Below are 13,136 nucleotides of genomic sequence, written 5' to 3' on the forward strand. Positions count from 1 at the left end.
CCGTGAGCCCCTCAGGGCTCTATCCAGGGTGGGTCAATATTGGATGGAAACGGTGGGTCAGAATTCGGTGGAAATCAACAACCGGTATCACTGGCAGCGGTAAAAGCACGTTGATCGATCTGATTTTGGGGTTGCTGCCCCCCAGCTCTGGACAGATTTGGATCGAAGGTGAAGCTTTGGATGCCACCAATTTGCGTCGTTGGCAAAAACGAATCGCCCACGTGCCACAAAGCATTTTCTTAACCGACTCCAGCATTGGAGAAAACGTGGCGTTGGGCGTGCCACCGCAACACATTGACACCAGCCGACTCCGTCGCGTGATGGCTGCGGCGCAGATGACAGAGTTCGTGGATCGGCTTCCACAGGGCTTGGCCACACGGGTGGGAGAGCGAGGCGTCCAGCTCTCAGGTGGTCAGCGCCAACGCATTGGCTTGGCCCGCGCCCTCTACAAACAAGCCGACGTACTGATTCTTGATGAAGCTACCAGTGCGTTAGACGGTGCCACTGAATCGCGTGTTATGGACGCCATCTACCATTTGAACCCAAATGTAATCATTTTGATGATCGCGCACCGCCTCAGTACCCTGGAGAAGTGTGACGCAATTTACGAGATTTTTGCCGGGCAGCTTCGTTGGGGGAATGGTCGGCAATCTGAGCGTGGATCAATCGATAATTCGCCAATTTCTTCATTCTGAAGATGTGTGGTGGTGTTGCCACCCGGTTCTTTTTTGAAAAATGAAGATGGTAGATTGTTCGAGGTGAACTTTTTGAAAATAATTGTATTAAAAAGGACAAGATTAAATCTTGATCTTGAAAATGATGTGCATGGAATATGTCAAAGTTACTGCACTTCATAAATCGTATGCATTCCGATGAGGATAACCTTTCTTTTGCCCACGGTCGGATTTTCGGGTGGAATCCGAGTGGTGGCGATTTATGCCGAGTGGTTGACAAAACGCGGGCACAACGTAACCCTCATTTCACCACCACCGCAGCGCGTCTCTCTCAAACGTGCTGTAAAAAGATGGTTCACAGGCCGAGGTTGGCCAAAATACCAGCGCATTGTGGGAAGTCATGTTGATGGAAGAGGTTTGAATCATTTGGTGCTTGACACACATAGGCCGCTGACGACCGACGACGTCAAAGCCTCAGATGTGGTTGTTGCAACATGGTGGGAGACCGCCGAATGGTTGATGGGATTGCCGGATCACCTTGGGGCAAAAGCGTATCTCATTCAGCATCACGAGGTTTTTGAGAGTGTCCATCGTGAGCGATGCGAGGCAACATACAGGTTGCCCTTGCATAAGATCGTGGTTGCAAAATGGTTGAAATATTTAATGGAGAATTTGTACGATGATTGTGAATCTGATTTGGTGACCAATGGCGTAGATCACGATTTGTTTTTTGCGCCTGTTCGTTCCAAGCAAGCTTCGCCGACCGTAGGTGTTTTGTATCACGAGGCTGGTTTCAAAGGCTTTGATGTGGTTTTGGGCACGCTTGAAAAACTGAAATGTCAATGGCCTGATTTGAGAGTGGTTGCTTTTGGAAGTGATGAGCCTTCTGGCGTTTATGTTTTGCCCAGTTATGTTGAGCTCCATGTGAATCCTCGGCAAGAGGCGCTTCGTGGCTTGTACGCAAGCTGTGACGTGTGGCTGACCACGAGCCGCAGCGAAGGCTTCAATCTGATGGCAATGGAAGCCATGGCATGTCGAACACCAGTGGTTTCGACCCGCACCGGCTGGCCGGCCGAGGCGGTTCGGGACGGTGTGAACGGTTATTTGGTAGACATCGACGATGCTGCGGCGGCCGCGCAGGCCGCACACAAGGTGCTGGCGCTGATAGACAGCGAATGGCGAGTTATGTCGGATCGAGCCTTTGCGACCGTGCGTGATGCGACATGGGAACCTTCGTGTCAACTGTTTGAGCGCGCCTTACGCCGAGCGATCAAGCGGGCTGACTTAGGCGAAATTGCCGGGAAAGCAACTCACGCTGCCAACAAGGTGAATGGGTAAGGTTCGTCGTGCTCGATGTCTTGATCGTCAACTACAACACGGCCCATTTGTTGCGGCCAATGTTTGAGGCCTGTGAACAGGCTGCCAAAGGTCTCCAAGTGCGATATTGGGTGGTGGACAACGCTTCTCAGGACGACTCGGTGGCGTTGCTGCGCAGTGAATTTATGCGGGTTGGACTGGAGGTGAACTCACAGAACGTAGGGTTTGGTCGGGCCAACAACCAATTGTTACGTCATCTGCAGGGCGACTATGTGTTGCTGTTGAACACAGACGCGTTTGTATCGCCCGATACCTTGCAGCGCACGTTGGCTTACATACAAGCCAACCCTGCCTGTGGCGTGCTGGGGGTGAAGCTTGTGGGGCGCGACGGCGATTTGCAGCCGAGTTGTCGCTACTTTCCGACGCCGTGGAATGTGTTTCTTTCTCGGACTGGATTGGGGCGTTTATTCCCCGGCACGCGGATGGTGGACGACATGGCATGGAACCACGCCTCCGTTCGCGAATGCGACTGGGTGCCTGGTTGTTATTACTTGGTGCGCCGTGCGGTGTTGGACCAAGTGGGTTTGTTTGACCCGCGATTTTTTCTTTACTACGAAGAAGTGGACCATTGCCGTCGCGTCAAAGCAGCCGGGTGGCAAGTGGTCTATTTCCCCGACACCACGGTGGTGCACGTGGGGGGTGAAAGCGCCAAGTCAGTCGGAAAACTCTCGAACAGTGGCCGCCAACTGTCGGCCCTGCAAGTGGAGAGCGAATTGCTTTACTTCCGAAAACATGGGGGGTGGGCAAGCTTGATTCAACATGTCTGTTTGACGACCATCGGTGCGGCGTATCTCATGTTGAAGGATGTGCTCAAGCGCCGCGGCTGGGTTGCGGTTCGCCAGCGTGGCGAGCAACTTGCCTTGACTTTGCGGCTGTGCGTTCATACCCGGTGGGCCACGAAGCCCACCCGTTGAACATGTTCGATCACATCCGTTCTGATCTGTCTGCTCACGGTGGGCATTGGGGTGCTCAGGGGTTTTGGGCATTGGTCGTATACCGCTTTGGCCGTTGGCGTTATGGTGTGCGCCCCGTGTTATTGCGCAAATTCTTGTCGCTTATTTATAAGGTGCTTTACAAGTTGGCGCAAATCATCACCGGTATTGAGTTACCTTGTGAGGTTCGGATGGGGAAGGGATTTGTGATTGATCACTTTGGTGGCATCGTTGTGAGCGGTTACGCAAGTTTTGGCGACAACTGCCGCATTCGCAATGGTGTGGTGGTGGGCCTGCGCCGTGTCGACGAGCCGTGTGCGCCACAGCTGGGCAACAACGTGGACATCGGCGCTGGCGCAAAACTTTTGGGCAACATTCGGATAGGCAACAACGTGGCGATTGGTGCCAACGCCGTGGTGTTGTGTGATGTGCCTGATGACCATGTGGCCTACGGTGTACCGGCAGTGGTGAAGCCCAGGAAAGCCAAATCATGAGCGCAGAAGTCAGCAGCACGGCAGCAGACTGGACTCGCGAGCACAAGCGCCTAGGTGAATGGAATCCTGGCAAAAGTCTGCTGTGCGCCATTCGTGACTATCAGCGGTATCGGGGTCAATCAGGCTGGCTGGCTGGGATACACAAGCGTTGGGCTGTGTTGCGTCATCGCTTTTGGTCGGTCGTCAGTGGGGCAGATATTCCGCTCAATTGCCAGATCGAAGGCGGCCTGTTGCTGCCACACCCGAATGGTGTGGTGATTCACCCGGCAGCGCGAATTGGACCGAATTGCCTCATCTTTCAACAGGTGACCTTGGGCACGCGCGGTCATGGTGGGGCACCTGTGCTGGCTGGGCATGTGGATGTGGGCGCCGGCGCCAAGTTGTTGGGAGGCATTGCAGTGGGTGAACACGCACGCATCGGTGCCAATGCTGTTGTTCTGATCGACGTTCCCCCGCACGGAGTAGCCATCGGCGTTCCGGCCGTGGTGCAAGAGGGCGGGCGATGAGCGAGGCAACGCTTGATCGCGTCGGTTTGGTGGCCATCGGTCGCAACGAGGGCGAACGACTGCGAGCTTGTCTCAGTTCGGTGGTGGGGCGCTTGTCGCATATCGTTTATGTGGACTCTGGCTCCACCGATGGCTCGGTGCAGATGGCGCAGACCATGGGCGTGCATGTCATCCAATTGGACATGTCCGTGCCTTTCACCGCAGCCCGAGCGCGCAATGTGGGTTGGCGGGCCTTGTTGGAACTTGCACCGAACTTGGAATTCGTGCAGTTCGCCGATGGCGATTGTGTGGTGGTTGATGGCTGGTGGCTGACGGCCCACGGGTTTCTGCGGCAGAACCCAACGCATGCGGTGGTGTGTGGTCGTCGCCGTGAGAAGTATCCAGAGCGGTCCATCTACAACCGTTTGTGTGACATCGAATGGGACACGCCTGTGGGCGACGCCAAAAGCTGCGGCGGGGATGCGTTGATGAGGGTGGACGCGCTGCAACAAACAGGTGGGTACCGCGATGACCTGATCGCTGGCGAGGAGCCCGAGCTTTGTGTGCGTTTGCGCCAGGCGGGTTGGCTCATTCACAGGGCGGACGCTGAGATGACATTGCATGACGCGACCATGCTCCGCTTTGGCCAATGGTGGTCTCGCAGCAAGCGGGCGGGGCACGCGTTTGCTGAAGGTGCATGGCTGCACGGCGCGCCACCAGAGCGCCATTGGGTCAGAGAGGCTGCGCGTGCTATCGGTTGGGGCGGCTTGCTTCCAATGGCTGTATTGTTGGCCTTGTCAAGCGGACAACTCTTTGGTTTGGTTTTGTTGCTGGCCTATCCCGTTCAAATGGTGCGCATGAGAAAAATGCCTGGCGGATGGATTTCGGCATTTTTTCTTGTTCTGGGCAAATTCCCCGAGTTTTTTGGCGTCATGCAGTGGGCATTGAGCCGGATACGTCGTATCCGCAGCGTGCTAATTGAGTACAAGTGAGGTAATGCGTGAGGCTTGATTATTTTGACAAGATTTTTGTGATCAATTTGCCATCGCGTGCTGATCGACGAAAAGAAATCGATCATCAGTTGCGCCGGCTGGGTTTGTCCCTTCTTGATGAACGTGTCGTGTTGTTTCCCGCTGTGCGTCCCAATGCCGCCGGTGCCTTTCCCTCCATTGGTGCCCACGGGTGTTTCATGAGCCATCTTGGCGTGCTGCGCATGGCGCAGACACATGGCATGAACAATATTCTGATCCTAGAAGACGACTGTGATTTCAGCAAGCATGCCAAAGAGCAAACACCTCTGCTTATGGCGGCACTTCAACAGTTCGACTGGGCATTGTTTTATGGTGGCGCGTTAAACACATTCGAAGCCCAACCGCTCTGCTCTGATTTGGAGTTGGTCAATGCATCGGCTGGCCTGATGGGTTCACATTGCGTTGCTGTGGCTGGAGGAGTTGTGTCGCAATTAATAGCCTACTTCGAGGCCATGTTGAAACGCCCTGCGGGTTCGCCTGAGGGAGGGCCGATGCATGTGGATGGGGCTTACTCCTGGTTTCGCAAAGATCACCCAGAACTGGCTACTGTGATCGCCCGCCCAGAGTGGGCGTTTCAACGCAGTTCTGCCACAGATGTACACGAGAGACGTTGGTTTGATCGGATGGCATTTTTGGGGCCGGTGTTTTCAGTGGGTAGAAGGATTCGCAACCTGCTGAGATAGTTTGTATTTTGGATGAAATGAATGTTGAATCAGTATTGGCTGAGTTGGGAAATGAATCGTTGGTTTTTGTTCCCAATCCAGGGAATGCCGGCGATGGCTTGATTGCTGCGGCTGAATATTTTCTGCTTAGATAGTTGGGTCTAAATTTTCGTGTGACGGACGCGAATAAACCAGTGGATGTGAGCGAGTCTGAAACCATTGTATACGGTGGCGGAGGAAATTTGGTCGGTCTTTATGGTAATGCTAATCGCTATTTATCGGCTTGCCATGCTCGTGCTAAACGAGTTATCGTCTTGCCTCATACGGTTCGTGAAAATGAATCTTTGCTGCTTTTGTTTGGAGAGAGTGGCATAATATTTTGCCGCGAGTTGGAATCATTTGCCCATGTCCGAGCGGTTAATCCAAAACTGATTTGCTACATGGGTCATGATATGGCCTTGGGCTTGCCGGTTGCGCAGATTTTGACGCGCTCTAAAAGTCTGGGTTATAAGTTGCGTGATACTCTAAATATTCGGTCCATGAAGCGATTGATTCGGTTTGAACAGTATGCCTTCAGGTCAAAAGGCGATTTTTCATCATTGAATGCATTTCGTGGTGATATAGAAGGTTGCGGAAGAGATAGCGTGGCGTGTAATGCGGACTTGTCTCAAATATTGTCAGAAAACAATATGTCGGAGGAGGCGTGCAGGGAAACTGCTTATGCTGTTGTAAAATTCCTCAGTTTTTTTGAGCACGTTCGCACGGATCGACTGCATATCTACATTGCCGGTGCGCTGCTTGGGAGGCGTGTGGAGGTTTTTGATAATTCCTATGGCAAAAACCCCAGCGTTTATAGGTATTCTCTTTCTGGCCGTTTTTCTAACGTTCGATTAATTGAAAATTGAGATTGTGATTGATTTTGATTTTGGTTTTGGTGGTTAACTTGTATGGGATAAGGTGGTTTATGTGAAAATGCTGTTTTGTGATTGAACTTGAGGGAGGTCAATTTTTATGAATTTGTTATATGGAGGCATAAATGCTTTCAATTTCTTTGGTTGCAGAATAAATTTTGCTTCTTTTGATTGGATTGAATCGATGCCGGATTTTGCAGTGTTTGTTCCCAATCTGGCCATCTAATGAAGGTCGCTTACTTCATCAACCAATACCCCAAGGTCAGCCACAGCTTCATCCGACGTGAAATCCTGGCGTTGGAGCGTCAGGGGGTCGAAGTCACACGCATGGCATTGCGTGGCTGGAATGACCTCGTGGTGGACGCCGAAGATCAGTCTGAGCAGCGGCTGACGCACTATGTGCTGAAAGGCGGTTTGAGCGGTTTGTTGGCTGCTGTTTTGGGGCAGATGCTGCGCAACCCTTTGCGTTTTTTCAGTGCGTGGCTGGCTGCCACGCGCATGGCCCGCATGTCGGATCGGCCTTTGCCTTACCACTGGATTTATTTGGCGGAGGCTTGTAAAGTGCTTGCGCTTTTGCGAGGCAAAGGCGTCGACCACCTGCACGCGCACTTTGGTACCAATTCGGCCGAGGTGGTGATGCTGACCCGGTTGCTGGGAGGGCCAAGTTATTCGTTCACCGTGCACGGCCCAGAAGAATTTGACAAGCCACAGGGTTTGCACCTGTCCAAGAAGATTGAAAGCAGCCGGTTTGTGGTGGCGATCAGTTCTTTTGGCCGAAGTCAATTGTTTCGCTGGATCAGCAGTTCCCACTGGCCCAAGGTCAAGGTGGTGCATTGTGGTGTCGAGTCGTCGTTCCACGATCAACGTGTGACCCCTGTGCCCGACGTGCCCCGCATGGTGTGTGTGGGCCGGCTGTGCGAACAGAAGGGGCAATTGTTGCTGCTGCAAGCCTTGCGCGATGTGCTCGCACATGGCGTGGCGTGCGAGCTGGTGTTGGCAGGCGATGGCGAGATGCGACCCCAGGTAGATCGGTTCATTGAGCAGCATGGGCTGCATCGGTTTGTCCGCATCACGGGCTGGATCAGCAGCGCACAGGTTCGGCAGGAATTGTTGTCGGCGCGTGCCATGGTGTTGCCCAGTTTTGCCGAAGGTTTGCCCGTGGTGCTCATGGAAGCGATGGCGCTTGCACGCCCTGTGTTGACCACCGCCATCGCGGGCATTCCCGAGCTGGTCGAACACCGCGAACACGGGTGGCTGGTGCCCGCGGGCGATGTGGATGCGTTGGTGCACGCCATGCTGGAGGTGCTGCGCACGCCTGCGAGCCGCCTGTCCGAAATGGGCCGCGCAGGACGCGAGCGGGTCTTGCTGCGACACGACGTGGACACCGAAGCACGCAAGCTGGTGTCTTTGTTTAAGGGGGCGGCATGACGTCCATTGGGTGGTGGTTGCCGCTGGCCGGTGGTGGGGCAATTTTGCTGACGTGGGTCGGGTTGTTGTGCGTACAAGTTTTGGTGTGCGCGGCGGTATGGCGCAAGACAAAAGTGGATGTGCAGGCTGAGGTGGGCAGGTTGGCCGTGGTGATGCCCGCACACAATGAGGCGCTGGTGATTGCCGACAGCGTGCGTGCTTTGCGGGCACACATGCGTACACAGGACACCTTGTTGGTGGTGGCCGACAACTGCAACGACGACACAGCGCGTTTGGCCCGAATGGCGGGGGCCGAGGTCGTGGAAAGACAGGACGAGACCTTGCATGGAAAGGGCTATGCGCTGGCGCATGGCATTGCCCATTTGGCGTCCGAGCCACCTGATGTGTTGTTGGTCATCGACGCAGACTGCCGGGTTGAGCCCGCTGGCCTGCTTCGGCTTGCGGCGATGGCGGTGGACCGCCAACGGCCGGTACAAGGCTTGTACCTGATGCGGGCGCCCAAGGGTGGCGGGCTGAAGTTACGCATGGCAGCGTTTGCCTGGGCATTGCGCAACCATGTGCGTGCACTGGGTTATGCGGGTTTGGGGCTGCCATGCCAGCTCATGGGCAGTGGCATGGCCTTCCCGTGGTCACTCGTGGAACAGGTGAGTTTTGCGACCGGGCACATTGTGGAAGATGTCAAGCTGGGGCTGTCGTTCAGCGCCCTGGGGGCGTCGCCTGTGTTTTGCCCGTCGGTCACCATAGCAAGCGAATTTCCATCCAACGACGAAGGTGCCGCCAGCCAGCGCAAGCGTTGGGAGCACGGCCACTTGTCGGTGCTGATGCGCGATGTGCCTGCATGCCTTGTCCACGCGGTGCGACACCGAAACCTCGGTTTGTTCGCCATGGCATTGGACATGAGTGTTCCACCACTGGCGCTTCTGGCCACCCTGTGTGTGGTGTTCATTCTGTTTGGTGCGGCGGCGGCGTGGTGGTTTGCCACTTGGGCGCCTCTGGTGATCGCGCTGCTCCTGTGTGGCATGTTGCTTGCGGCTGTTGGGGTGGGTTGGTTGCTGGTGGGGCGCGCATGGGTCAAGGCGCATGAGTTGTTTTTTGTGCCGGTGTATGTGTTGCGCAAATTGCCCTTGTATGTGGCGTTTTTGTTCAAGCGGCAAGTGGTCTGGGTGAAGACGCGCAGGGAAAAAGAATGACGGATGCGGATACTGGGTGGTTGGGTCGTTGGCGAGATGTCCTGAGCAAACTGACGCCGGTCGCGGATGCCACTGATCGATCGCAACTGTTGGCGCGGATGTTGGCACCAGATGGGAAGGTAAAGATCCTCGCCTTTGTCAACGCTCATGCCATGAACATGGTGGCGCAGCAGCCGTGCTTTTGCCGAGATTTGCTGAACACTGATTTTTTGCTGCGCGATGGTTCGGGCATGCGAGTTCTGATGAGCGTGTGTGGGCAGGCGCCGGGTTTGAACATGAATGGCACAGACTTCATTCCGGAGCTGCTGAACACGTGCAAAGGAAAAACGGTGGCTTTGTGGGGAACGCAGTTGCCCTACCTGGAAGCGGCACAGCGCAACCTGGAGTTGCAAGCGGGTGTGCGCTGTGTGTCGGTTTTGGACGGGTTTTTGCCCACCGAAGCGTATTGCGACGCATTGAAAACCGCCCAGCCCGATGTGGTGATTCTGGGCATGGGTATGCCCAAGCAAGAGAAGGTGGCGGTTGCGCTGGCAGAGTTGGCCAGCAGAAGCTGCTTGGTTGTTTGTGGTGGCGCCATCTTGGATTTTTTGGGTGGCAAGGTGGATCGGGCGCCCGCGTTGTTTCGTCGTCTGGGCCTGGAATGGTTGTACAGGCTGGTGCTGGAGCCTCGCAGGTTGTTCAAACGGTACGTGTTGGGGAATCCCCTGTTTTTGTTTCGAACGGCTTGGTTCCGTAGCCGGGTCGGGCGCTGCGCGTTCTTTGGTGCCCACGATTGATCGCCGCCTAGGTTCTTCCTGCCTGACGGACTAAGTCAATCGGAACTGGTGTCGTTAGGGATGTGTTCAAAAATCGGGTTTTCGACCATGAAAAGCTTGCAATCCGTTGATTTACAAGGGCAACAGATTTATCGAACTGGATTTTGAATGCCATCCTTGGTTGTAGTGGTGGCATTCTGCTTTTTACATTCATTCGAGCCGCTGTGCCATCAATCCAGAGAACTTTATCTGCCCGCTTGAATGCCTGGCAAGGATGGATGATGCCGTTTGGTGCGTTTGATTGCACATGGATTGTTGATTTTAATTAGTACATGAAGTCAAATAACACGGCGCTGGCGCCTTATTATCCACTTTTTGATTGGCTGCGGGCAGTTTGCGCATGTGTTGTTATGTTGTATCACGACCATGCCTTCCCGTGGGGACAGGCTGGAAACTTTGCAGTGCAGGTGTTTTTTGCCTTGAGCGGTTGGTTGATTGGTGGGATTTTGCTTCGTCTGTCACCTTCGGATTTACCTCGTTTTTATTTTAACCGCGCCATTCGAATTTGGGCGCCATATTACTTGGCGCTATTTCTGCTGCTTGCTGTGAGTGTTTTGCGTGAACCTATTACTGCAAAATGGATTGAATTTGTAATTTATAAAATTCTCTTTGTTTATAATATTTTTGGCACACCACAATTGGCGGAATTCGTTTCTGCTATGCCTCAAGGTGGTACGCTGAACCATCTTTGGAGTGTGAATGCCGAAGAGCAGTTCTACTTGGTTGCGCCTATTATTCTCGTGATTGCATCGGTGTGGAGGGGGCGATCGATTTCGATGTGGCTCATTTTGGCATTGCTTGCCTGGTGGTTTGATTTTTATGCTGCAATTGTGTTCGGGGTTTTGGCAGCGATTGTTTTGAATCAAGGTTGTTTGCTGAGTCGTCAATCGGCAATTAGAATTGCTGTTGTATTATTTTTGATAATATCGATTTTGTGTTTGGCTGCATTTCCTGATGCTTATCGAAAAACTTCTCCGATTGCTGCAATTTTCATCGTTTTGATTCTGGCTAAAAAAGGTGATCGAACGAAGCTGGGGGAAATTGTAGGTGGTATGTCTTATCCCTTGTATTTGAATCATTGGTGTGGTGTTTATGTTTTAAATTTTCTCCTTCCGGATATGCGTGGTGAGCCAATTAGAATTGCTGCAGCAGCAATTGTAAATATTGTTTTTGCAATTTTGCTGTATTGGTACTTTGATCGGCAACTACTGGCGCAGCGGTCCGCTTGGTATAGCGAGCGCAGTGCTGTCGGCACGACTTTCGTGGCGTACGCGACGGTTATTGTGGGGTTGCTGTACGGCACCTGTCGGTTGCAACTCTTTGGTGCGTGATGCGCCCCGGTGGGCGGGCAACTGTTTGAGCGTGGACATGCTCAGGAGGGCTATGGCGACGAAATTCTCCGTCGTGCACCAGAGATGAGCAGCCTGAAGGCCTGCAAACGCGCTGCCTTGGTCCTTCCGGCCTAACGGACTGAACCGACCGGCACCGGTGGCGTCAGTTGTAATTGCGGCCTTCTACGTTTGCACCCATCGCGCCCCTGTGTCCTCAGCCCCCCGTTTTTCTCGCAATGAGCGCCTGCTGTTGGTGGGCGTTCTCCTGGCCTTTGCCGCCTTCTATGGTGGCCTGGCCGATTTGGTGGCGCGTTGGTACAAGCAAGAGGAGTACAGCCACGGCTTTTTCCTGCCGCTGATTTCGCTGTACCTGCTGTGGCACCGGCGCGCGGTGCTGGCGCAAAGCCGTGGCGCGCCGTCGGCCTGGGGCCTGGTGGCGCTGGTGGTGGCTGCGGGCCTGCTGGTGTTGGGCGAGGTGACCGCCATTTTTATTGCCATCCAGGTGGGGTTTCTGGTGGCGCTGGTGGGGCTGGTGTTGTGCTACGGCGGGGTGTCTCTGCTGCGGGTCACGCTGCTGCCCATCGCCTTTTTGCTGTTTGCCATCCCGCTTCCGTACTTCATCGATTCGCAGCTTTCGTGGCGTTTGCAACTCATCTCGTCCAACCTGGGCGTGGGCTTTTTGAGGCTGATGGGCTATGCGGTGTACCTCGAAGGCAATGTCATCGACTTGGGCAGCTACAAGCTGCAGGTGGTGGAAGCCTGCAGCGGGCTGCGCTACCTTTACCCGCTGCTGAGTCTGGGCTTTTTGATGGCCTACATGTACCCGGCGGCGCTGCGCTGGCGGGTGTTGTTGTTTGTGTCCACGGTGCCGGTGACGGTGCTGACCAACAGCGCGCGCATTGCCATGGTGGGTGTGCTGGTGGAGCGTTGGGGCAGTGGCATGGCCGACGGGTTTTTGCACTACTTCGAAGGCTGGATCATCTTTCTGGTGTGCCAGTTGGTGCTGATGGGGGAGATTTGGCTCATCGAGCGTTTCACCCAGCGCCGCAGCGTGCTGGATGTGCAGCAGTTCCCCATGCCAGCGGTGGCCCGCCCGACCGGTTCGTTTGTGGCAGGTCAAATCACGCACGCGCTGTTGGCGGGGTTGGTGGTGCTGGGGCTGGGCTGGGCTGCGGCTCAAACGGTAGGTGGCCGTGAAGAGATCAAGCCGACGCGGATGAGCTTGAAAACCTTTCCGCTGGAGCTGGGCAATTGGCGGGCGTCGGAGTCGTCGCTGTCCATCGAGGTGGAGCAGGCGCTGGGCTTTGACGATTACGTGTTGGCCGATTACCGCAGCGACGCCGGCGATTTGGTCAACTTCTACGTCGCCTATTACTCGTCGCAGCGCAAGGGCGTGTCGCCGCACTCGCCGCAGGTGTGTATACCCGGGGGTGGGTGGGTGATTTCAGGTATCACCCGGGTGGCGGTGCCACTCAACGACGGCACACCCATGGAGGTGGTGCGTGTGGTCATCGACAAAGGCAGCATGCGCCAACTGGTGTACTACTGGTTTGAGCAACGCGGGCGGCGCATCTCCGACGAGTACCTGATGAAGTGGTTCCTGTTGTCCGACGCTGTGACCCGCAACCGCACCGATGGCGCGCTGGTGCGTGTGGTCACGCCGGTGCGGCCAGGCGAGGCGACCGATGCGGGCGATGAGCGGCTGGCGGCCTTTGTGCGCCTGGCCGTGCCTTTGATGGGGCCGTTTGTGCCCGAATGAGCGATTGAAACAAGGGAGGCGGCCCGCCAGACGGGCCGGTAGAACAT

At 54.9% G+C, this 13,136-nt stretch carries 13 protein-coding genes; all 13 read left to right on the forward strand.

The window, feature by feature from the left end; translation table 11 throughout:
- The coding region (locus ACFQU0_RS03290) for an ATP-binding cassette domain-containing protein (protein ID WP_382198692.1) at window positions 1–695 on the forward strand (695 nt) is incomplete at its 5' end.
- Between the two features lie 231 nt (window positions 696–926).
- Window positions 927–2,012, forward strand: coding sequence for a glycosyltransferase family 4 protein (locus ACFQU0_RS03295; RefSeq protein ID WP_382198693.1), 1,086 nt, complete (start codon window positions 927–929; stop codon window positions 2,010–2,012).
- Window positions 2,013–2,032: 20 nt separating this feature from the next.
- Window positions 2,033–2,965 (forward strand): glycosyltransferase family 2 protein, encoded by a 933-nt coding sequence (locus ACFQU0_RS03300; protein WP_382198694.1) that lies wholly within the window; start codon window positions 2,033–2,035, stop codon window positions 2,963–2,965.
- A 2-nt stretch (window positions 2,966–2,967) separates the two neighbouring features.
- A complete protein-coding gene (locus ACFQU0_RS03305) occupies window positions 2,968–3,477 on the forward strand; it encodes a serine O-acetyltransferase (protein WP_382198785.1) in 510 nt (169 codons plus the stop codon).
- The gene (locus ACFQU0_RS03310; protein WP_382198695.1) at window positions 3,474–3,983 is read left to right on the forward strand and encodes a serine O-acetyltransferase; all 510 of its coding nucleotides are present in this window, start codon (window positions 3,474–3,476) and stop codon (window positions 3,981–3,983) included. The genes ACFQU0_RS03305 and ACFQU0_RS03310 overlap by 4 nt, the downstream gene beginning before the upstream one ends.
- Window positions 3,980–4,954, forward strand: coding sequence for a glycosyltransferase family 2 protein (locus ACFQU0_RS03315; protein ID WP_382198696.1), 975 nt, complete (start codon window positions 3,980–3,982; stop codon window positions 4,952–4,954). Before ACFQU0_RS03310 ends, ACFQU0_RS03315 begins: the two co-directional genes overlap by 4 nt.
- A gap of 8 nt (window positions 4,955–4,962) precedes the next feature.
- A complete protein-coding gene (locus ACFQU0_RS03320) occupies window positions 4,963–5,676 on the forward strand; it encodes a glycosyltransferase family 25 protein (RefSeq protein WP_382198697.1) in 714 nt (237 codons plus the stop codon).
- A gap of 179 nt (window positions 5,677–5,855) precedes the next feature.
- Window positions 5,856–6,560 carry a hypothetical protein gene (locus ACFQU0_RS03325; RefSeq protein WP_382198698.1) on the forward strand — a complete coding sequence of 235 codons (705 nt, stop codon included), beginning with the start codon at window positions 5,856–5,858 and terminating at the stop codon, window positions 6,558–6,560.
- Between the two features lie 231 nt (window positions 6,561–6,791).
- Complete coding sequence (locus ACFQU0_RS03330) at window positions 6,792–7,994, forward strand: glycosyltransferase family 4 protein (protein ID WP_382198699.1); 1,203 nt, start codon at window positions 6,792–6,794, stop codon at window positions 7,992–7,994.
- Between the two features lie 152 nt (window positions 7,995–8,146).
- A complete protein-coding gene (locus tag ACFQU0_RS03335) occupies window positions 8,147–9,184 on the forward strand; it encodes a glycosyltransferase family 2 protein (protein WP_382198700.1) in 1,038 nt (345 codons plus the stop codon).
- Window positions 9,181–9,960, forward strand: coding sequence for a WecB/TagA/CpsF family glycosyltransferase (locus ACFQU0_RS03340; RefSeq protein ID WP_382198701.1), 780 nt, complete (start codon window positions 9,181–9,183; stop codon window positions 9,958–9,960). Before ACFQU0_RS03335 ends, ACFQU0_RS03340 begins: the two co-directional genes overlap by 4 nt.
- A 311-nt stretch (window positions 9,961–10,271) precedes the next feature.
- The gene (locus ACFQU0_RS03345; protein ID WP_382198702.1) at window positions 10,272–11,330 is read left to right on the forward strand and encodes an acyltransferase family protein; all 1,059 of its coding nucleotides are present in this window, start codon (window positions 10,272–10,274) and stop codon (window positions 11,328–11,330) included.
- A gap of 208 nt (window positions 11,331–11,538) precedes the next feature.
- On the forward strand, window positions 11,539–13,089 hold the full coding sequence (gene xrtD / locus ACFQU0_RS03350; protein ID WP_382198703.1) for a VPLPA-CTERM-specific exosortase XrtD: 1,551 nt from the start codon (window positions 11,539–11,541) through the stop codon (window positions 13,087–13,089).
- The last annotated feature ends 47 nt before the right edge of the window (window positions 13,090–13,136 follow it).

Source organism: Hydrogenophaga defluvii (assembly GCF_042665235.1).
Taxonomy (GTDB): Bacteria; Pseudomonadota; Gammaproteobacteria; order Burkholderiales; family Burkholderiaceae_C; genus Hydrogenophaga; species Hydrogenophaga defluvii_A.